Source organism: Phaeobacter sp. 11ANDIMAR09 (genome assembly GCF_001294455.1).
Lineage (GTDB): Bacteria > Pseudomonadota > Alphaproteobacteria > Rhodobacterales > Rhodobacteraceae > Pseudophaeobacter.
This window is the reverse complement of sequence record NZ_LIKT01000002.1, coordinates 163,838-182,208: the sequence shown is the minus strand read 5'-3', so window position 1 is coordinate 182,208 and position 18,371 is coordinate 163,838. Positions and strand designations below refer to the sequence as shown.

At 60.5% G+C, this 18,371-nt stretch carries 22 protein-coding genes; 6 read left to right on the top strand and 16 right to left on the bottom strand.

The genetic code is table 11. The features are described from left to right. Positions 1–3 precede the first annotated feature (3 nt). Together phnK and AN476_RS02370 are read right to left on the bottom strand one after the other, a co-directional pair. Positions 4–774, bottom strand: coding sequence for a phosphonate C-P lyase system protein PhnK (gene phnK / locus AN476_RS02375; protein WP_054459453.1), 771 nt, complete (start codon positions 772–774; stop codon positions 4–6). A 26-nt stretch (positions 775–800) separates the two neighbouring features. Then, positions 801–1,667, bottom strand: coding sequence for an alpha-D-ribose 1-methylphosphonate 5-phosphate C-P-lyase PhnJ (locus AN476_RS02370; protein WP_054459213.1), 867 nt, complete (start codon positions 1,665–1,667; stop codon positions 801–803). A 46-nt stretch (positions 1,668–1,713) separates the two neighbouring features. Between AN476_RS02370 and AN476_RS02365 the strand changes: the two genes are divergently transcribed. After that, the gene (locus tag AN476_RS02365; protein WP_054459210.1) at positions 1,714–1,893 is read left to right on the top strand and encodes a hypothetical protein; all 180 of its coding nucleotides are present in this window, start codon (positions 1,714–1,716) and stop codon (positions 1,891–1,893) included. 2 nt (positions 1,894–1,895) lie between these two features. Here AN476_RS02365 and AN476_RS02360 read toward each other — a convergent pair whose 3' ends face one another. Genes AN476_RS02360 through phnG form a run of 3 tightly spaced genes read right to left on the bottom strand, consistent with a single transcriptional unit; the run spans position 1,896 to position 4,037 of the window. Beyond that, positions 1,896–2,996 carry a carbon-phosphorus lyase complex subunit PhnI gene (locus AN476_RS02360; protein ID WP_054459209.1) on the bottom strand — a complete coding sequence of 367 codons (1,101 nt, stop codon included), beginning with the start codon at positions 2,994–2,996 and terminating at the stop codon, positions 1,896–1,898. Between the two features lie 4 nt (positions 2,997–3,000). Next, a complete protein-coding gene (phnH, locus tag AN476_RS02355) occupies positions 3,001–3,585 on the bottom strand; it encodes a phosphonate C-P lyase system protein PhnH (RefSeq protein WP_054459207.1) in 585 nt (194 codons plus the stop codon). Next, the gene (phnG, locus tag AN476_RS02350; RefSeq protein WP_054459205.1) at positions 3,585–4,037 is read right to left on the bottom strand and encodes a phosphonate C-P lyase system protein PhnG; all 453 of its coding nucleotides are present in this window, start codon (positions 4,035–4,037) and stop codon (positions 3,585–3,587) included. The genes phnH and phnG overlap by 1 nt, the downstream gene beginning before the upstream one ends. Before the next feature lie 107 nt (positions 4,038–4,144). Between phnG and phnF the strand changes: the two genes are divergently transcribed. Next, complete coding sequence (gene phnF, locus AN476_RS02345) at positions 4,145–4,894, top strand: phosphonate metabolism transcriptional regulator PhnF (RefSeq protein WP_054459203.1); 750 nt, start codon at positions 4,145–4,147, stop codon at positions 4,892–4,894. Positions 4,895–4,969: 75 nt separating this feature from the next. Here the strand turns inward: phnF and AN476_RS02340 are convergent, their stop codons facing one another. From AN476_RS02340 to AN476_RS02325, 4 genes are all read right to left on the bottom strand, one after another. After that, the gene (locus AN476_RS02340) at positions 4,970–5,770 is read right to left on the bottom strand and encodes a substrate-binding domain-containing protein (protein WP_054459200.1); all 801 of its coding nucleotides are present in this window, start codon (positions 5,768–5,770) and stop codon (positions 4,970–4,972) included. Beyond that, complete coding sequence (locus AN476_RS02335) at positions 5,767–6,483, bottom strand: ATP-binding cassette domain-containing protein (protein WP_054459198.1); 717 nt, start codon at positions 6,481–6,483, stop codon at positions 5,767–5,769. Before AN476_RS02335 ends, AN476_RS02340 begins: the two co-directional genes overlap by 4 nt. Then, positions 6,483–7,187, bottom strand: coding sequence for an ABC transporter permease (locus tag AN476_RS02330; protein WP_054459196.1), 705 nt, complete (start codon positions 7,185–7,187; stop codon positions 6,483–6,485). The genes AN476_RS02335 and AN476_RS02330 overlap by 1 nt, the downstream gene beginning before the upstream one ends. Before the next feature lie 74 nt (positions 7,188–7,261). After that, a complete protein-coding gene (locus AN476_RS02325; protein ID WP_054459194.1) occupies positions 7,262–7,600 on the bottom strand; it encodes a hypothetical protein in 339 nt (112 codons plus the stop codon). A gap of 26 nt (positions 7,601–7,626) precedes the next feature. Between AN476_RS02325 and nadA the strand changes: the two genes are divergently transcribed. From nadA to nadC, 3 genes are all read left to right on the top strand, one after another. Next, positions 7,627–8,679 (top strand): quinolinate synthase NadA, encoded by a 1,053-nt coding sequence (gene nadA / locus AN476_RS02320; protein ID WP_054459192.1) that lies wholly within the window; start codon positions 7,627–7,629, stop codon positions 8,677–8,679. 70 nt (positions 8,680–8,749) lie between these two features. Further along, the gene (locus AN476_RS02315; protein ID WP_054459189.1) at positions 8,750–10,318 is read left to right on the top strand and encodes an L-aspartate oxidase; all 1,569 of its coding nucleotides are present in this window, start codon (positions 8,750–8,752) and stop codon (positions 10,316–10,318) included. An 11-nt stretch (positions 10,319–10,329) separates the two neighbouring features. Next, positions 10,330–11,181, top strand: a complete 852-nt coding sequence (gene nadC / locus AN476_RS02310; RefSeq protein ID WP_054459187.1) for a carboxylating nicotinate-nucleotide diphosphorylase — start codon at positions 10,330–10,332, stop codon at positions 11,179–11,181. Between the two features lie 61 nt (positions 11,182–11,242). Here nadC and AN476_RS02305 read toward each other — a convergent pair whose 3' ends face one another. Further along, on the bottom strand, positions 11,243–13,228 hold the full coding sequence (locus tag AN476_RS02305; protein ID WP_054459185.1) for a CocE/NonD family hydrolase: 1,986 nt from the start codon (positions 13,226–13,228) through the stop codon (positions 11,243–11,245). A gap of 132 nt (positions 13,229–13,360) precedes the next feature. Here AN476_RS02305 and AN476_RS02300 point away from each other — a divergent pair, with 132 nt between their 5' ends. Then, positions 13,361–14,152, top strand: coding sequence for a helix-turn-helix transcriptional regulator (locus tag AN476_RS02300; RefSeq protein ID WP_054459183.1), 792 nt, complete (start codon positions 13,361–13,363; stop codon positions 14,150–14,152). Positions 14,153–14,165: 13 nt separating this feature from the next. Here AN476_RS02300 and AN476_RS02295 read toward each other — a convergent pair whose 3' ends face one another. The 6 genes from AN476_RS02295 to AN476_RS02270 all read right to left on the bottom strand — a co-directional run bounded on the left by AN476_RS02295 (position 14,166) and on the right by AN476_RS02270 (position 18,371). Further along, positions 14,166–15,269: a CaiB/BaiF CoA-transferase family protein gene (locus tag AN476_RS02295; protein ID WP_054459182.1), complete on the bottom strand. Its 1,104-nt coding sequence runs from the start codon at positions 15,267–15,269 to the stop codon at positions 14,166–14,168. 119 nt (positions 15,270–15,388) lie between these two features. Next, on the bottom strand, positions 15,389–16,477 hold the full coding sequence (locus AN476_RS02290) for an energy transducer TonB (protein ID WP_083464199.1): 1,089 nt from the start codon (positions 16,475–16,477) through the stop codon (positions 15,389–15,391). A 2-nt stretch (positions 16,478–16,479) separates the two neighbouring features. Beyond that, positions 16,480–16,866 (bottom strand): biopolymer transporter ExbD, encoded by a 387-nt coding sequence (locus AN476_RS02285; RefSeq protein WP_054459178.1) that lies wholly within the window; start codon positions 16,864–16,866, stop codon positions 16,480–16,482. Next, the gene (locus AN476_RS02280) at positions 16,866–17,249 is read right to left on the bottom strand and encodes a biopolymer transporter ExbD (RefSeq protein WP_253279819.1); all 384 of its coding nucleotides are present in this window, start codon (positions 17,247–17,249) and stop codon (positions 16,866–16,868) included. Before AN476_RS02280 ends, AN476_RS02285 begins: the two co-directional genes overlap by 1 nt. Further along, positions 17,239–17,904 carry a MotA/TolQ/ExbB proton channel family protein gene (locus AN476_RS02275; RefSeq protein ID WP_054459174.1) on the bottom strand — a complete coding sequence of 222 codons (666 nt, stop codon included), beginning with the start codon at positions 17,902–17,904 and terminating at the stop codon, positions 17,239–17,241. The genes AN476_RS02280 and AN476_RS02275 overlap by 11 nt, the downstream gene beginning before the upstream one ends. After that, the gene (locus tag AN476_RS02270) at positions 17,901–18,371 is read right to left on the bottom strand and encodes a hypothetical protein (RefSeq protein WP_083464197.1); all 471 of its coding nucleotides are present in this window, start codon (positions 18,369–18,371) and stop codon (positions 17,901–17,903) included. Before AN476_RS02270 ends, AN476_RS02275 begins: the two co-directional genes overlap by 4 nt.

Genomic DNA, 18,371 nt, shown 5'->3' with positions numbered 1-18,371 from the left:
CCTTCAGACCTGCAGCACCGAGGAAACCAAGAGCTGGGTATAGGCATGTTGCGGATCATCCAGCACCTGATCGGTGAGGCCGCTTTCGACCACATGGCCGTCCTTCATCACCATCAACCGGTCCGCCAACAGGCGCACAACGGCCAGGTCATGGGTCACAATGATGGCACTGAGACCCATTTCACGCACCAGACTGCGCAGCAGATCCAGCAGACGCGCCTGCACCGAGACATCCAGCCCGCCGGTAGGTTCATCCATAAAGACCAGACGCGGGCCGGTAACCAGATTGCGGGCGATCTGCAGACGCTGCTGCATGCCGCCGGAAAAGGCCGAGGGGCGGTCATCAATGCGGGTGTCAGAGATCTCCACCCGGCCCAGCCAATCGGCCGCCTGTTCGCGGATCTCGCCATAATGGCGCCCGCCCACGGCCATCAGCCGCTCGCCGATATTGCCCCCTGCGGACACGGACATACGCAGCCCATCGCGCGCATGCTGATGCACAAAGGCCCAATCCGTGCGCCCCAGCATCCGCCGTTCTGGCTCTGACATTTTCAACGTGTCCACCGGCCCATCGGCGCGGGTGTCAAAGACCACCTCGCCGCGATCCGGCGCATGGTGTCCGGCCATGGCATTCAGCAGCGTCGATTTACCGGATCCGCTTTCGCCAACGATGCCCATGACCTCACCAGGGTAGAGATCAAAACTCACATCCTTGCAGCCAATGCGGGGGCCGTACATTTTCGTCAGAGCATTCACCTGCAACAGCGGTGCCATATCCTGTTCTTTCACTTGAGCCCCCATCACGCGGCCTCCCCTTCGCTGTCGCCTAGTCGACCCACATGGCCCTCGGCCCGCCGCGTGCGGCAATAATCAGTGTCAGAGCAGACAAACATCCGGTTGCCTGCATCATCCAGGATCACCTCATCCAGATAGCTGTGCTCAGAGCCGCAGAGATCGCAGGGATGATCGGCCTTGGTGGCCTCAAACGGGTAGTCTTCAAAATCGAGGCTGACGACTTTAGTGTAAGGCGGCACTGCATAGATGCGCTGTTCACGCCCAGCGCCAAACAGCTGAATCGCTGCCATCTCCAGCTTTGGGTTATCGAATTTCGGGATCGGCGAGGGATCCATCACATAGCGATCCTCCACCTTGACCGGATAGGCATAGGAGGTGGCGATATCGCCGTGTTGGCTGATGTCCTCATAGAGCTTCACATGCATGAGGCCATATTCCTCAAGGCTGTGCATCTTGCGGGTTTCGGTCTCGCGTGGCTCGAGAAAGCGCAGGGGCTCCGGGATTGGCACCTGATAGACCAGGATCTGATCCTCCGTCAGCTCTGCCTCGGGAATCCGGTGACGGGTCTGAATGACGCTGGCCTTTGTGGTTTCCTCGGTGGTGGCAACCCCTGCAGTGCGTTCAAAGAACTTACGAATGGACACCGCATTGGTGGTGTCATCCGCGCCCTGGTCAATCACCTTCAGCGTATCATCCGGCGTTAGCGTCGCCGCCGAGACCTGCACGCCGCCGGTACCCCAGCCATAGGGCATCGGCATCTCGCGGCTGGCAAAGGGCACCTGATAGCCCGGCACCGCCAGACCTTTCAGGATCGCGCGGCGGATCATCCGCTTGGTTTGTTCGTCCAAATAGGCAAAGTTATAGTCAGACATAATATGCCCTTTCCCCAGCTGATTTTTCCCAAAGGAGATTTGAGAGATGAATTCCGACGAATTGCTTGGCACCGTTTTGGGAATCGCCATTGTTGTGGTGGTTATTGGTGTGATCCTGGGGGCCATGTTCTACCGCCCGAAACCCCATAAGAAACTGCGGAGCAGATCCACCTTTACCCATGGCATTGATGATGCTTCCGTCGATGGTGACGGAGGAGGAGACTAAGCTCATTCTGCAGCCTCCCGTGCGGCCATTTCCTCAGCCAACTCCTGTGCTTCGCGGCGCAGTTTGCGCACCAGTTCCAGCTCTGACTGGAAATCCACGTAATGGGGCAGTTTGATATGCTCTAGGAACCCCGTCGCCTGAATATTGTCGGAATGGCTGAGCACGAATTCCTCATCCTGAGCGGCAGCGCCAAGGTTATCCTCTCCCAGTTCCTCCCAACGCAGGGCGCGGTCGACCAATGCCATAGCGATGGACTTGCGCTCTGACTGGCCAAAGACCAGGCCATAACCACGGGTGAACTGCGGTGGCACGGTTTTTGAGCCCTTGAACTGGTTCACCGTTTCACATTCGGTGAGCTCCACCTCGCCAATCTCGATGGCAAAGCCCAGCTCAGGGATTTCCATCTCCACCGGCACCTTGCCGATACGCAGCTCGCCGACAAAGGCATGGTTGCGCGCATAACCACGCTGAGTGGAATAGGCCATGCCGAGGATAAAGCCCTCATCGCCGCGCGCCAGCGATTGCAACCGCACCGCACGTCCGGCCGGAAAGCTCATCGGCTCACGGGTCAGATCGCCGGGCACCGCTTCTGAGCTGGGCTCGCGCTCGATGATGTCCTCCCCCTGCAGAAATTCGGTGATATGCGGCGTTACCTCCAGGCGGGGATCGGCAACCGGAGCCTCTGGCGCCTCGCCATCTGCCGCCAGTTTGAAATCCAGTAGACGATGGGTGTAGTCAAAGGTCGGTCCAAGCACCTGCCCGCCGGGGGCATCCTTGAAGGTGGCAGAGATCCGCCGGTCACAGGCCATATCGCCGGTATTGACGGCTTCACTATAGCCAAAGCGTGGCAGGGTGGTGCGATAGGCGCGGATCAGAAAGATCGCCTCGATCAGATCGCCCCGCGACTGCTTGATCGCCAGCGCGGCCAGGTCAGGATCATAGAGCGAGCCCTCGGCCATAACGCGGTTTACGGCCAGGCTCATCTGTTCGCGGATCTGCGCCAGGCTGAGTTCCGCCACGCCAGTATCACCGCGCCGTTCTTCGGCGAGCCAGGCATGGGCATTGTCGATGGCGCGTTCGCCACCCTTTACGGCTACATACATGCGATCAGTCCTTTGCCAGAATGGTGGTTGAACGTGGCAGGGCCGCCAACTGCCCCCCAGAGGTAAAGAAGAAATCCACCCCCAGCGGGAACTGCGCTGCATTGCCCTGACAGGCGCCCAGATCCGGCAGTGCAAAGGAAGTCCTGTCTTTGATGCCCGGCCCCGTAAGGCTTGCATTGGCAGCGGCAAATTCTGTCAGCTCGACAATCAAAGTGGTTGAGCGATCTGGGTACTCCGATGTGCCAGTCCTGTACTGGCCAAGCGGCATCAGCGCCTGCCAGCTGCCCAGGGCAAAATCGGCCTTGTCGGCTGCAACAAAAGGCGCGCCAGTGTGAAAGGCCAACCAGGAGCGCAGCGCAGGGCTGTCCACATCCGGCGCCAGATAGACACCGGTTTCAGGGTCACAGAGCGTCAGCAACAGGCAGCCGGCTGCGGCGGAAATGCCAGCAGGTGGCTCAGCCCCGGTGATGTCATGAACACTGCCGGGACGGGCCATCGCGTTCATCGCCGCACGAAAGGCATTGGCGGCATCCACAGGTGGCGTGGCAAAGCCACCACCATAGCTGTTGGTTTCCATATCTAGGGACATCAATCCTCTCCCCGAACCATTGTGAAGAATTCAACCTTGGTCGCAGCCGCCCTGGCGGCGCGTGCTTCCTTGCGGGCCTGCTGTACTTGCTGCAGCGGCTCCAGCACCGCCTGGCGCAGGTTCTGCGCGGCCTCGGTCTGCATCAAAGCATCCACCTTGGCGGCAATCTCGGCCTTGGGTTTTGAGCGCCCCTGCACATAGGCATGACCCACGGTGCCATCCGCCAGTGTCAGCGCACAGCGCGTCACGGTCATTTCGCCCAGATTAAAGGGCGCGCCACTGCCGCCCATGCGGCCGCGCACCATGACACCACCTGCCTCTGGCGGGCGCAACCAATCGAAGTCGGGACTATGATTAAAAGCGTGCCACAACCGGCTGAGCTCTGCCTCGTCTGCCTGCGCCAAAAGGCTCATCCAGGCCTTGCGTGCAGGAGCGGAAATTTCTGTTTTCATCTGTAAGAGCCTCTTGGCCAGCTTGTCTACATGTTCTATACAACTAGACAAATCATAGCGATTCCTGAAACCAAAACGCAATCGAAACCTTGTGAAAGTTTAGTGACATGACCCAGAGCGGCGCCACTCCCGCAAAGCCAGGAACCCGTACAGCTGTTTGGAAATCCATCACAATTTCGCTCACGGATGACATCGCGCAGGGGCGGTATAACAGCGGAGACAAACTTCCCTCCGAGGCACAATTGGCCGCTCGCTTTGGAGTGAATCGACATACGGTCCGGCGCGCCCTGGCCGCGATGGCGGAACAGGGGCTGGTGCATGCCCGGCGTGGATCAGGCGTCTTTGTCGCGGCGGCGCCGACGGATTATCCGATCGGCAAACGGGTGCGGTTTCACCAGAATATCACCCGTGGCGGCCAGATCCCCGCCAAGCGCATTCTAGCGCTGGAAACCCGCGCTGCCGACAGCACCGAAGCCGCCGCTCTGCAGTTGGAGGCCGGAGAAATGGTCCATGTCTATGACGGGCTCTCCCTGGCAGATGATCAACCCATCGCACTGTTTCAAAGCGTCTTTCCTGCCCTTGTTTTGCCCGAAATGCTCACCTCGCTAGAAGAGATGCAATCGGTGACGGCAGCGCTCAAAGCTTGCGGCATTGCCGATTACACCCGACAGGAAACCCGCATTACCGCCAAGCTGGCCACCGCCACCCAGGCCCTGCATCTGAGAATAACAGAAGGGTCACCGATTCTGCGCACCACCGGAGTCAACATCGATCCGGATGGTCGCCCGGTTGAATTTGGCCGCACCTGGTTCGCCGGCGATCGGGTCACCCTGACCATTGACGGGCAAGAACCCTAGCCCCAAAACAGTGGCGATCATAGAAAAGGCCCCCACCGAATGTCAGGGGCCCTTCAATCTGGCATCAGCACGTTACTATTTGGCGTTAAAGACAAACAGGGTCTCGCCGTTGATTTTATAGGCGTTGATCAGCTCTTTGGCCCGGTCCGAGGTCAGCCAGGCCTCCAGCTTCATTGCCAGATCATTTTTGACATGCGCATGCTTTTCCGGGTTCACCGGCAGATAGGCATATTGGTTGAACAACACCGGATCGCCTGCAAACAGCAGTTCCAATGCGCCCTTGTTGCCAAAGTTCAGCCAACTGGCGCGATCCGCCATGATATAGGCCTCCATGCCCGAGGCCGTGTTCAGGGCCGCCCCCATGCCGGCCCCAACCGCGCGGTACCAGCCGTCAAACCCGGCTGGATCCAGATCCGCTGCACTCCAGAGGCTCAGCTCCTTTTTGTGGGTGCCACTGTCATCGCCCCGGCTGACAAAGGGCGCCTGAGCCTCAGCAATCAATTGCAGAGCCTTGGCCGCATTATCAGCGGCCTGGAGCCCTGCGACATCTGTGTTGGGACCAATAAAGACAAAATCATTGTACATGATCTCGCGGCGATGAGTGCCATTGCCTCCGGCCAGAAACTTCTCTTCGGCCTTTTGCGAATGCACCAGGATGGCATCCACATCTCCGGCCTCGCCCAGACGAATGGCCTGACCGGTGCCAACCACCAGAAGCTGGACATCCAGATCCAAGTCAGCCTTAATCTGCGGCAGCAGAATTTCCGCCAGTCCTGAATTATGAAACGATGTGGTGACCGCCAGCTTCATCTCGTCGGCCAGGGCCGCAGTGGTCAACAAAAGGCTGGTTACAGCGCCGAAAAATACATTTTTCATTCTACAATATCTCCTCTGAGAAACGCACCTGCTTGGGGGGTTTGGGGCCCTTCAAAAAACGTCTTGGCCAATGAAAACTCGTGAATACGTCCATGCAAAACAAACAAGACCTCATCGGCCAGGCGCTGCGCCTGCCCCATGTTATGGGTCGACATGATCAGCCGCGTGCCCGTCGCCGCAGCCCGCTGCAGGATCTCTTCGATCTCGCGGGTGGCCCGTCCATCCAAAGAGGCGCAGGGCTCATCCAGAAACAACACATCAGGTTCGCGGATCAAAGCGCGGGCCAGGGCCAGTTTCTGCCGCTCGCCGCCGGACAACAACAGGGCCGAGCGTTCCAGAGCGTCGCCCAGGTTGATCTGCTCAGCCCAATGCGCCGCCCGGGCCCGCGCTTCACGGCGCGCGACACCGGTCAATTGCAATGGGTAGGCGAGGTTATCCACCACGGATCGGCGCATCATGATCGGGGTCTGAAACACAAAGGCCTGTCGGCGCTGCGCCTCATCTGTGGCGCAGGCCCAGTCTAAAGTACCGCCGTTCATCCGCTCGATACCGTGCAGCATCTTCAACAGGGTTGTCTTCCCGGCACCATTGGGCCCGACCACGATGGTGGTTCCCTGGCCTTCCAGTGTCAGATCAACGGGGCCGACCAGCACCTTGCCGCGACGCCGCACCAGAGCCTGTTTGGCAACCAGTGGGAACAAAGAGTTTTGCATCACCACCGCCCCTCTGTTTCCGTGTGGCCTAGCCAGTGGATCGCTAGGTTTACCAGGATCGCCATGGCGATCAGCACAAAGCCAAGCCCCAGCGCCATGGCAAAATCTCCCTTGCCGGTCTCTAGCGCGATTGCAGTGGTTAAGACCCGCGTTGCGTGGTCGATATTGCCACCCACTACCATGATGGCGCCAACCTCGCCAATGGCCCGACCAAATCCGGCCAGCGCCGCCGTCAGCAAGGCCCGCCGCCCATCCCAAAGCAGCGCCTGAACACGCTGCCGCTGGCTGGCATTCATCGAAATCAGCAGATCGTGGTAATCGCTCCACAATTCACGCAGCGACTGATGCGCGATCGAAGCGATAAGCGGCACAATGATGATGACCTGGGCAATGATCATCGCAGTCGGCGTGAACAATAGGCCCAACACCCCCAGCGGCCCAGACCGCGACAGGAAAACATAGACAATCAGGCCAACCACCACAGGCGGCAGCCCCATTAGCGCGTTCAGGACTGCGATGGTCAGACGCCGCATCCGAAAGCGCCGCACCACCAGCAGCGCTGCCATCGGCAGGGCAATCGCGGAGGCAATGACCAGAGCGGACAAAGTGACCCGCAGGGACCGCAGGGTAATCTCTACCAGATCAGAATCCAGGGTCACCACCAGCAAAAAGGCCTGTAGTATTCCATCCAACAGATCAGCCATTGCGTCTGGTTTTCTCCTCTTTGGGTGGGAGGATAGCTGCCTCCTGCCTGATCATCGCCTGAACTTCATCTGGTTCAAAACCACAGCTCATGCGTCAAAAACAGGGATAATTTACCAAGGGCAGAAAATCGGACAATTTGTCTACCCACGGCAACCACCCTCTGAACAAACGGGTCAAATTCGCCTGCCTTTCCTATCGAAACTTTAGCCCAATCGACGACCAGATCAGACTGGAAGACGCAGTAATGCGACACCAAGCGGGCAAATCTGGTTTCCTTTTGCGGCCACAATGCTTCAATAGACCCCAAGATCGGGTTTTCTTCGCGCCATATTAGCGCACAAACCTCGGTATTCCCGGCGCATCCCTTGCGCGTGGATTTTGAACGTGAAACAAGCCTGACCCAAAGTTTCATCCTGAACACCACTTTAAGGATTAGCCATGTTTGATCTGCAAACTATGCGCGATCAGCTCGCCGCTCACTACGATCTGGCGCCAAACCCCGCTTTGGCACAGGAAATGTCCGAAGAATATGCGCGCATGAAACGCGTAGTTTCGCCAATGGACTGGGCGCTCCATGCGCCCTATGTGGCGGCGATCAACGCTTTGAAGAAAGAGCGCAACGCGGTGATCCTGGCGCATAACTACATGACGCCCGAAATCTATCACGGAGTTGCGGATGTGGTGGGCGACAGCCTGCAGTTGGCCATTGAGGCCACCCGCGTCGAGGCCGATGTCATCGTGCAATGCGGCGTGCATTTCATGGCCGAAACTTCCAAGATCCTGAGCCCCGACAAGATCGTCTTGATGCCTGACATGGAGGCGGGCTGTTCCCTGGCGGAATCCATCACCGCCGAGGGTGTCGAAGAGATGCGCCGCCGTTACCCCGGTGCGCCGGTTGTCACCTATGTGAACACCACCGCCGAGGTCAAAGCGGCTTCGGATATCTGCTGTACCTCTTCCAATGCCGCACAGATCGTGGGCGCCATGGAAAGCGACACGGTGATCATGACCCCCGACCAGTATCTAGCGCAGAACGTGGCCCAGGATGTGCCGCATAAAAACGTCGTTTGGTGGGAAGGCTCCTGCATCGTACACGAGCAATATAGCGCCAAGGATCTGCGTGAGTTCCGCGAATGGAACCCCGGCACCCGGCTGATAGCCCACCCCGAATGCCCCCCGGATGTGGTTGCCGAGGCGGATTTTTCCGGCTCTACCAGTGGCATCATCAAATATGTCACTGATGAGAAGCCTGAAAAGGCGCTGCTGATCACCGAATGTTCGATGGCCTCCAACATCTCTGACAGCCTGCCCGAGGTGGATTTTGTCGGCCCCTGCAACATGTGCCCCTATATGAAGATGATCACGCTGGAGAAAATCCTCTGGTCGCTGCATACTATGTCAGAGCCAATCGAGGTTGACGCCTCAGTGGCAGAAGGCGCGCGACAGGCGGTGCAGAAGATGATCGATCTGTCCCAGAAACTCGGAATATAACGACAGGATAGCCAAGGCCCGGTGCGGTCTGAGCCCAAACCACTTTGGCTGACCGCCGGGAGCCCCTCGCATGTCCCCAGTCCTGAATACTGATCGTGTCGTCATTGTTGGCGCGGGTCTTGCGGCGCTTTATGCGGCGCTTGAATTGGCACCACATCCCGTTCTGATGATCTCGCCCGAGCCGCTGGGGTTGGGCGCCAGTTCCGCCTGGGCCCAGGGCGGGGTGGCGGCGGCCATGGCCAAAAGCGACAGCGCCGAGGCCCATGCCAGCGACACGCTAAAGGCCGGCGATGGTACCGTCGACGCTGAAGTGGCCGCCATGGTCACCCGTCTAGCCCGCGACCATATCCTGGACCTGACTGAGCTGGGCGCCCCCTTTGATCGCGATGCGGAGGGCAACTATGTGATGAGCCGCGAGGCCGCCCATTCTGCAGCACGGGTGGTGCGGGTCAAGGGCGATCAGGCGGGCCGACAAATCATGGAAACCCTGATCGAAGAGGTCCGCGCCACCACCTCGATCCAGGTGATCGAGGGCACCGAAGCCCTGCGGCTGGAGACCCGTGATGATGCCGTGACAGGTGTCTGGATCCGACGTTCTGACCAGCTTTCACAGCCGATCCTGATCGCCTGCCCTGGCGTCCTGCTGGCAGGTGGCGGCTCTGGTGGACTGTTTGCGCATACGACCAACCCGCCGCGCATTCGCGGCCAGGTGATTGGCCTCGCCGCCCGCGCCGGAGCACAGATCTCGGATGCCGAGTTTGTCCAGTTCCACCCGACGGCGGTCGATTGCGGCGAAGACCCGGCTCCCCTGGCTACCGAAGCCCTGCGCGGCGAAGGCGCCACCCTGATCAATGCTGACGGCCACCGGTTCATGCTGGATCAACACCCAGACGCCGAACTGGCGCCGCGCGATGTTGTGGCTCGTGGCATCTTTGCGGAAACCCAGGCCGGGCGCCACCCGATGCTGGACACCCGCGTCGCGCTAGGGCCCGAGGTTCTGACCCGCTTTCCCGCCTTAGCGGAAACCTGTGCCCGCGCCGGGATTGACCCGGTGGCAGATCCGATCCCGGTCGCCGTGGCCGCCCATTACCACATGGGGGGAATTGAAACCGACATGCGGGGCCGCGCCTCTTTGGGGCGGCTCTGGGTCAGTGGCGAAGCCGCCGCCACCGGGTTGCATGGGGCCAACCGACTGGCCTCGAACGGCCTGCTCGAAGCCCTGGTCTACGCCCGCCGCGCTGCCGGAGATATTGCCAAGACCTTTGCAATGCCAAAGGGCGCGGTTGCCGAACTGCATCCCGCGTTTGAACCCAGCGCACAGGGAATGAATGGCGCGGCCGTCCAAGAACTGCGCCAGACCATGACCACCCATGTTGGAATGCGCCGCAACGCCAAAGGGCTGCGCCAGGCGCTGGCCACCCTGGCCGAGCTGGAGGCCGCCCAGCCCCAGGATGAGGGTTTTCTCAACATGTGCGCTACTGCCACCCTGATTGCCACCTGCGCGCTGGAACGCCGCGAAAGCCGGGGCGGTCATTTCCGCACCGATTTCCCACAGGCAGATCCTGCCTTCGCCCAACGCAGCCAGACCACCCTCGCCGCCGCCCATGCGCTGCGCGATGAGGTATTGAACAGCCTTTGAAAGGACATGCCATGATCCGCCAAGCTCCCCTCCCCGACCTGTTGCTGGAACCAATGGTGCGCGCTGCCCTTTTTGAGGATCTGGGCCAGAACGGTGACATCACCACCCGCACCGTGATCCCGGCCGAGGCCCGCTACACGGCGCGGCTGAATGCCCGCGATACCGGTGTTGTCTCCGGCATGCAGATTGCCCGCATCGCCTTCCATCTGGTGGATCCCACGCTTCAGGTTGAAACCCTGATCGCGGATAGCACCCCCTGCCGCGCCGGTGACACCTTGATGACCATTGAAGGCTCTGCGGCTGCAATACTGTCGGGGGAGCGCGTGGCGCTGAACTTTGCCGGACGTATGACCGGCATTGCCAGTCTGACCTCCGGGTTTGTTGCCGAAACCAAGGGCACCCAGACCCGTATCACCTGCACCCGCAAGACCACGCCGGGTCTGCGCATGGTGGAAAAACAGGCCGTGATCCACGGCGGCGGCTCCAACCACCGCTTTGGCCTGTCGGATGCCATCCTGATCAAGGACAACCACATTGCAGCTGCCGGCGGGATCGAAGCAGTGCTCAGCGCGGCAAAGGCCGGCGTCAGCCATATGATGAAGGTGGAGATCGAAGTCGACACCCTGGATCAGCTGGCCCAGGTGCTGGAGACCGGTGGCGCAGATGTGGTGCTTCTCGACAATATGAGCACCCCCGATCTGATCCGCGCAGTTGCAATGGCCAAGGGTCGTGTCACGACCGAGGCCTCGGGCAATATGAAGCTGGAGCGCATCGCTGAGGTCGCAGCGACGGGCGTCGATTACATCTCCTCAGGGGCGCTCACCCATTCAGCCAGCACATTGGATCTGGGCCTGGATTTTTAGAGCAAGACAGCAGCTGTGGTCAGGCGAAAAACGCCTGACCTAGGATTTTTCTCTCTGCATTTTACTGAAAGCCACGTGGGATGGTTTCTTGCCATTCCTTGACCAGCACCTCTGCGCTCTCTGCTCCCTCGCGGGCCGTCACCCGGCGCCATAGGTAAAAGTTCTCCACATCACAAGTCATCTTATTTTCAGTGTCGATGGAGACCTGCCAGCCGTCCTGTTCAAAGGTGAAGTTCCAATCGCTTGCAAAAACGGCTGAGGCTGGGTCGTCGGGGTGGATCGCATAGTGCATGGAGACATGACTGCCCACAGTCAGCCCATGATAGGGATCCACGGCCTTGCCGTAGTCGTCAAAGGTATCGAGCGTCAGGGTGCCGTCGGCCTGTGTCTTGGTCTCTGAGGTGCCGCTGGCCTCTCGCAGCACCTGCGCCTGCAGGCTGGGGTAGTCCCGCGGAGCACCGGGGTTCTGCGGGGCGATTTCCTCAGCCACGCGTCGCTCCGGCAGAGTGAGAGAACAGCCCGCAAGGTGTAGTGTCACCTCTGCCGCCTCGGGTGCGGGCCAGACGATGGGCCAGTAGGAGGTCGACAGCGCCAGTCGCAGCTGGTGCCCGGCCCGCAGATGATGGGCACATTCATTCAGGGCAATCTCAGCCTCATAGACCTGCCCCGGCACCAGATGCTCTGGGCTCTCATGGCTGTTATGATGCGTCATATTCAGGGGTCGAAAAGTGATGCGCTGTGACACCCCTTCAGGCGAGACATCACAGAGCCGCGCCACCAGCTGCGCCACAGGCCGATCAACGCTGAAGGAGACCCGCAGGCGCGCGCGGCCCATGATTTCCAGAGGTTCCGCCAGCGCCGCTGTATCAAAGCAGGTCGCCATAGCGTCATCTGCCGCCTGATCCCCCGGCAGTTCGTTTTCAAACCGCATGCCAGCGCAGAAATAGCCGCCTGCCTGTCCCAGGGTTGCCGGATTGCGGACAACCCGCTGCCCGGAGCCCGCCGCATCCGCCAGGCCCTCCGTTCCCAGATACATCACCCGCTCGCGTATATTTGGCGAGGGCCATTGCGCTTCGGCCACCCAGCGCCCTTGGCGGGGTTTGTTCTGCATGGTCGGGTTGAAATGTTCCTGCATATAGGTGCGATAGTCCGGCAGGAACGCCACACCGCGGTCCTTCCCGCGCAGATATTGGTCAAACCAAGCCAGCACTTCACCATGGAAATCCGCCGGGTCCAGTTTGGCGATATGGGCGTAGCGATGCTCCCAGGGACCAACAAGCGCTTTTGCTGGTGCGGTAAGATTGGCCGCCAGGGCGGATGGCGTGTTCACATAGGCGTCTGCCCAACCTGTAATCGCCAGCACTGGGGCGGTGATCGCCGACCAATCCTCGCAGACGGAGCCATGTTTCCATTGCTCGTCCCGGGTGGGATGGCGCAGCCAATCAGCGGCCATAAAGGGCATCTCTTCGATCCGCTTGATCCAATCCGCGCGCCAATCGGATCGGTTTTTTGGATTCGCCGGGCGCGACTGATAGGCAAACATCTGACTGCCCCAATTGGCATTATCACTGAGCAGACAGCCGCCCATGAAATGGATGTCATCGGCATAACGATCGGCTGTTGAGGCGACTGAAACCACTGCCTTAAGCGCCTCTGGACGGCGATAGGCCAGCTGCAAGCCGTTGAAACCGCCCCAGGAAATACCGATCATGCCGATATTTCCATCGCACCAGTCCTGCGCCGCGATCCAGGCCAGAACCGCCTCGCCGTCGCTTAACTCCTGTTCGGAGTATTCGTCATCAAAGACGCCTTCGCTGTCCCCGGTCCCGGCAATATCAACGCGGATACAGGCATAGCCCTCGCTGGCAAAAACGGTATGCGTGGTCTCATCCCGTGGCGCGGTGCCATCGCCCTGGCGGTAAGGCAGATATTCCAGAATCGCCGGCACTGGCTCTTGCAGCCGAGGCAACCACATGCGGGCGGCCAGGCGACGCCCATCAGGCAGGTCAATCCAGGTGGTGTCGATCAGATCATAGGCATTTGGCATCCGGCGGTCTCTTTTTGGCTGACTGTTTTGCCAGACTTTCACCCAAGTGGCCGCTTTTCCATATTGCGCAATTGTGAGCAAAGTGACGCTAATGTAAGCAGCTTAAAGATCACAGATCAGTAGGAAGCCAAGATGCCCTCTCCCTTTTCACAAAACCTGCGCTGGCTTTGCGCCGAGGCCGGCCCCATTGCCCAGACCTGTCGCGGCATCGGCATCAATCGCCAGCAGTTCAACCGCTATCTGAATGGCGGCGGGATACCCTCGGCCCACAATCTGCGACGTATTGAGAAGTATTTTGCCCTGACAGAGGATGCGCTCTTTGCCCCCCATGCGGAGTTCCGCTCTGGCCAGGCGGCACAGCCGACGCAAAGCGCAAGAGCGCCACTGCAACCGTTCAGCCAGCTGTTTCAAAACCAAGCCCGCCCGTTGCGGCGTTTTCTGGGCGTCTACCACGCCTATTATCGCACCCCGACCTGGCCCGGACAAATCATACGTAGTCTGATCCAGTTGAGGGCCGAAGACGGGCTGGTTGTTACACATACCTATGAACGCGCCAGTTCCGAGGATGGCAGCATTCACCAACGCGGGCGCTACCACGGATTGGCCAGTTTTCAGGGCAATCGGCTCTGCATGTATGAGACGCCCCGGCGCAGCGGGGGGTTTTTGTCGGAAACGGTCCTGATGCCCGAGCACCCACAACAGACCAGCTACCTCCAGGGGTTGACGCTCGGAGTCGCCGCCCGCCCCGATCAACAGCCCTTTTCCACCCGCACTGTCTGGGTGCGCATTGCCGAGCGCACTTCAGCGCGCGAGGCTCTGGCCCTGACCGGGGCCTATCCCAGCACCAGTGCCCGGCTGGACCCAAAGGTACGGCGCCTGCTGGGGGATCAGCCCCCCATCAGCATCAACAGTCAAACCCGTTAAAGCAGCGGCCCGCCTATTTAGGCAGTTTCGGCGCAGATTTCTCCAGCGCCAGTTCAGCGTCAGAAAACCGCCACGGGCCACGCACGCCGGGGATGCCTTCGGGTGCGATCTGCATGCCGCGATGCTGGATCTGCGGGTCTTCAAAGGCCTGGCCAATGGTGTTGATCGGCCCAGCCGGGACTGTCGCCCCCTCCAGCGCCGCCAACAATTCAGCCTGGCGCCAGCCGGCCACCACGGTTTCAAGCAGGGTGGTCAAGACCACTCGGTTGGCCACTCGCAACTGATTGGTGCTGAAACGCGTATCCGTTTTGACTCCGGCAAGGCCCAGCACATCACAGAGCCGCTGGAATTGGCCGTCATTGCCAACCGCCAGAATGATATGCCCATCCTGCACTGCCATGACCTGATAGGGCGCGATATTGGGATGCGCATTTCCCAACCGTGTCGGGCTATCCCCCGTCACCAGATAGTTCATTGCCTGATTGGCCAGGACAGCCGTGGCACAGTCCAGCAAAGACATATCAATGTGCTGGCCGCGACCGGTGCTGTGGCGTTGCTCGACAGCTGCCAGAATGCCAATGGTGCCATAGAGCCCGGTCACCACATCGGTGATCGCCACGCCCACCTTCTGCGGCTGACCTTCGGGATCACCGGTGATCGACATCAGCCCGGACATCCCCTGTAGCAAAAAGTCATAGCCCGCGCGTTTGGCATAGGGGCCATCCTGACCAAAACCGGTGACCGAGCAATAGATCAGCCGCGGATTCACCTTGGCCAGGCTGTCATAATCGAGCCCATATTTGGCCAGCCCGCCGACCTTGAAGTTCTCGATCAGGATATCGGCTTCCTGGATCAGCTCCAGCACCTGCGCGCGGCCCGCCTCGGTGCGAAAATCGGCAACCACACAGTCCTTGCCACGATTGGCTGCATAATAGTAAGCAGCAGTCTTGTCGCCTTCGCGCTCCACAAACGGAGGGCCCCAGGTGCGGGTATCGTCCCCGTCCGGGCTTTCCACCTTGATCACCTCAGCGCCCAAATCCGCCAGCGACTGACCAATCCAGGGGCCTGCGAGAATACGCGCCAATTCGACAACCTTGAGGCCAGAAAGAGGGGTCATGAGGCATATCCTATCCGGGGTCGAACCCCTTACGTTCCAAATCCTGAAGGCTACCTACCCTATCGCGCCTTTCCCGCGCAAGAATTTGATCAAAAATTTAAGCGCGCCGTGCTGCCGCCTCAGTTGCCCTTGATGCGAACCGTAAAGCTGGTACGGGCTCCGGCGGGGGGCGGCGGAAAGGGCGCCGCACGGCGGACCTGCGCCAAAGCAATCCCGTCCAGCTTAGCCGAGCCCGAGCTGCGCGCGATGCTGAGCCCCGTCAAACCACCGCCTGCTGTCACCCTGAAACGCACCACAGCCACGCCCCGCACATTGGCCCGACGTTTGGCGCGCTGGATGCGACGCATCACTTGTCCGGGATAATTGCTCACGGCTGCATTGCCCTGCACCGTAGCTGTGCCCCCGGATCTGGTCGCCTGGCCTCCGGGCGCATTGCGGGTGGACTGCACCTCTCCACGGGTTGCACTGGCCTGCCCATTCCCGCGCGGCTGTGCAGTTGGCACTGGTTGCGCGGCTGGTTTTTCAATCCGGCGTTGGGACGGCTCAGATTCTGGCCGCACCACAGGGTCAACAGGGCGTTCCGGCGGCCTTAGGGACAGTGTGACAGCAGGACTTTGCGGCTCTGGGGGCTGGACCTCATCCGGCTCAACCCGCTCTACAAGATCTTGCAGGGGGCTGGGATGGATTGGATTTGCTTCTTTTGGCGCAACCGGTACGGCTGGGCGCATTTGCTCGACCGGCGGATCAGGAGACTCAGCCTGTTTGACCGGCTGCGAGACCTCCACCAAGGCGACGGGAGTTGCGGGTACAGGCAGGGGCTCAGGCTCGGGCGCGGGGGCAATCACAGGCACCCCGCCTTGAACGGTTTCAATCTGCGGCGAGGGCTGCATCACATCTGGCTCGGGCTGCGCGGCAGGCGGTGCCACAGGCGGAGAGGTCTCGGGCGGCACCAGGGGGGGGACGGGTTCAGTCTGCACCTGGGTTTCGGGAGCGTCTGCCGCAACCGGGGTCTCGACTCCGGCAGCCATATTGACAAAACTGTTGCCCTGCGCCGCCAGAGCCGTCTGCCCTCCGGCCTGCTCCACCAGGGAGGCTTGGTCTTGTAGGACAAAAATGGCATGCAGCCCCAGAGCCAGCCCCAGAGCAGACAAGGCAACCAGCATTGACTGCGGCACCGGGTCGAGCGCGTCCTTCCTATGCGCAGCCATGGCTACAGCGCCCTTTCAGAGATCAAAACCACCCGCTGTGCTCCGGCTGCACGCAGCGCATTGCCAAGGCGCACCAGATCCTTGGCTGGCAAGGCTTGGTCCGGCACGATTTTCACCAGCTTGCGGGCCTCTGGCGACAGGCTGGACAAATAGCTGATGGCATCAACCACCGGCTGCCCCCGCAGCGACAGCCGCCCATCCGCATGGGCCACCAGCGTATCCGGAGGCTCACGCCCTTCCAGATCCGCCGTCTTGACCAAGGATAGATCCTTGTCGATCGGTGGGGCGAGAGTGCCCGCGATCATAAAGAAGATCAGCATCAGAAACACGATGTTGATCAGCGCGATGGTCGGCTCTTTTGGGGCCTGTGCCGGAGATTTCAACTGCATCAGCCCAGCACCACCGTTTGCAGGTTTTCCACTTTGCGCAGCGCGGCCAGCAGATCGACCAGCCGCTGCGAAGAAGCCGCCTCGTCGGGGCTGATAAGCACCAGATGCCCCTGCCCGTCCTGCGGCTGACTGCGCACCAGATCTGCAATCCGCTCCAGATCAACAGGCTGACCATTCAGCGTCACCTGTTCCTGCCCCAAGGTGACAAACAACCTTTGACGCTCCTGCGAGGCAGTCGCGCGGCCTGCTGCCATCAGCTCCACCTCGCCATATTTGGAAAAGGTCGAAGTGAGCATGAAAAACAGCAGCAACAGGAAAATCACGTCGATCAGCGAGGTCATCGACATACGTCCGCGTTTGGGAGGGGTGAGCTTAACCGGCATGTGCCAAGGACCCCAAGGGCTGGAGCGCCTCGGCCTGGAGCGCGGTCTGAGGCGCAAAGACCACCCGCAGCGCCTGATTGGCAAAGACCCGTTCGCGCTGCATGCGCGCGGTCAGCCAGCTCAGCACCAGTGAGGTTGGCATTGCCACTGCCAGGCCTGCGGCCGTGGTCAGCAGCGCCACCCAGATGCCGCCAGCCAGCAACGAGGGATCCACCGAAGAGCCCGCCGATTGCAGTTTCTGAAAGGCTTCGATCATGCCGATCACTGTGCCAAACAGCCCCATCAAAGGGGCCAGCTGCGCCACCATATCCAGCGCACCAAGCCCGCGTTCGAGCTGGGCAAAGCGGCTTTCGGCCTCGGCATCGACACGCGCCGACAATTCAGACGTTGGCGTGGAACTGATCGCCATGCGCAGCACCGGGCTCAGGTAGGACCGGCTTTGCCCCAGCGCCTGCAAGGCCGCCGCCGGGTCCCCCAGATCCCAGGCGGCGACAGCTGTTGCCAGCTGCCGGTGGCGCCCCACCCGCGCCGCCTGGTATTGCCACAGCTTGTACAGCACCAGCGCCGCCGTCAGCACTGAAACACACAAGAGCAGCAAGACAACGGGACCACCCAGATCCAGAATATGCAGAATGGCATCTTGAATCAGGGTCATCCCAGTAGCTCCATATTCGTACGACTAGAGAGCATGAGCCCCCGGGTGCAGCCTCCCGCATCCAGCCCCGTAGCTGAGCAGGTCTGTGCACCGTTGATCAGCACCCGGCTGATATCGGCACAGGCCTGGGGGAATTGAAACTGCCGCACGCGCAGGCGCCCGGCAGGAAGGTCTTGGAAATCCAGTAGTGTCAGCCTGGACACCTGGCCCGCCCCGTCAAACAGCACGGTCTCAAAAACGGCCTGCGCGATGTCTTTGTGGTGACCATTGGTCACCACAAAGGACAGTTTACAAGCCTCCCCGATATCTTCAGCCACGCTCAGCTCGATAGAAATACCTGCAGCCGAGGTGGGAAGCGGAGCCGAGGTCTGCGCCAGATTTTCTGCCCAGGCCAGGCCTGCTGCACCTGCCCATCCTGACAGCGTGAGCGCTGCCAGGGTAAGTGTTCTTTGAGCCAGATATCCCAT

Bases quoted from the DNA above. Each gene is read 5' to 3' on its own strand.
- phnH (WP_054459207.1), bottom strand. From the start codon at position 3,585: ATGTCCCTAGATATGGAAACCAACAGCTATGGTGGTGGCTTTGCCACG.
- phnF (WP_054459203.1), top strand. From the start codon at position 4,145: ATGACCCAGAGCGGCGCCACTCCCGCAAAGCCAGGAACCCGTACAGCT.
- AN476_RS02325 (WP_054459194.1), bottom strand. From the start codon at position 7,600: ATGAAACTTTGGGTCAGGCTTGTTTCACGTTCAAAATCCACGCGCAAG.
- AN476_RS02290 (WP_083464199.1), bottom strand. From the start codon at position 16,477: ATGGCTGCGCATAGGAAGGACGCGCTCGACCCGGTGCCGCAGTCAATG.
- AN476_RS02360 (WP_054459209.1), bottom strand. From the start codon at position 2,996: ATGTATGTAGCCGTAAAGGGTGGCGAACGCGCCATCGACAATGCCCAT.
- phnK (WP_054459453.1), bottom strand. From the start codon at position 774: ATGGCACCGCTGTTGCAGGTGAATGCTCTGACGAAAATGTACGGCCCC.
- AN476_RS02370 (WP_054459213.1), bottom strand. From the start codon at position 1,667: ATGTCTGACTATAACTTTGCCTATTTGGACGAACAAACCAAGCGGATG.
- AN476_RS02300 (WP_054459183.1), top strand. From the start codon at position 13,361: ATGCCCTCTCCCTTTTCACAAAACCTGCGCTGGCTTTGCGCCGAGGCC.
- AN476_RS02295 (WP_054459182.1), bottom strand. From the start codon at position 15,269: ATGACCCCTCTTTCTGGCCTCAAGGTTGTCGAATTGGCGCGTATTCTC.
- AN476_RS02330 (WP_054459196.1), bottom strand. From the start codon at position 7,187: ATGGCTGATCTGTTGGATGGAATACTACAGGCCTTTTTGCTGGTGGTG.
- AN476_RS02335 (WP_054459198.1), bottom strand. From the start codon at position 6,483: ATGCAAAACTCTTTGTTCCCACTGGTTGCCAAACAGGCTCTGGTGCGG.
- nadC (WP_054459187.1), top strand. From the start codon at position 10,330: ATGATCCGCCAAGCTCCCCTCCCCGACCTGTTGCTGGAACCAATGGTG.
- AN476_RS02315 (WP_054459189.1), top strand. From the start codon at position 8,750: ATGTCCCCAGTCCTGAATACTGATCGTGTCGTCATTGTTGGCGCGGGT.
- AN476_RS02305 (WP_054459185.1), bottom strand. From the start codon at position 13,228: ATGCCAAATGCCTATGATCTGATCGACACCACCTGGATTGACCTGCCT.
- AN476_RS02275 (WP_054459174.1), bottom strand. From the start codon at position 17,904: ATGACCCTGATTCAAGATGCCATTCTGCATATTCTGGATCTGGGTGGT.
- AN476_RS02340 (WP_054459200.1), bottom strand. From the start codon at position 5,770: ATGAAAAATGTATTTTTCGGCGCTGTAACCAGCCTTTTGTTGACCACT.
- AN476_RS02280 (WP_253279819.1), bottom strand. From the start codon at position 17,249: ATGCCGGTTAAGCTCACCCCTCCCAAACGCGGACGTATGTCGATGACC.
- AN476_RS02365 (WP_054459210.1), top strand. From the start codon at position 1,714: ATGAATTCCGACGAATTGCTTGGCACCGTTTTGGGAATCGCCATTGTT.
- AN476_RS02285 (WP_054459178.1), bottom strand. From the start codon at position 16,866: ATGCAGTTGAAATCTCCGGCACAGGCCCCAAAAGAGCCGACCATCGCG.
- phnG (WP_054459205.1), bottom strand. From the start codon at position 4,037: ATGAAAACAGAAATTTCCGCTCCTGCACGCAAGGCCTGGATGAGCCTT.
- nadA (WP_054459192.1), top strand. From the start codon at position 7,627: ATGTTTGATCTGCAAACTATGCGCGATCAGCTCGCCGCTCACTACGAT.
- AN476_RS02270 (WP_083464197.1), bottom strand. From the start codon at position 18,371: ATGGGATATCTGGCTCAAAGAACACTTACCCTGGCAGCGCTCACGCTG.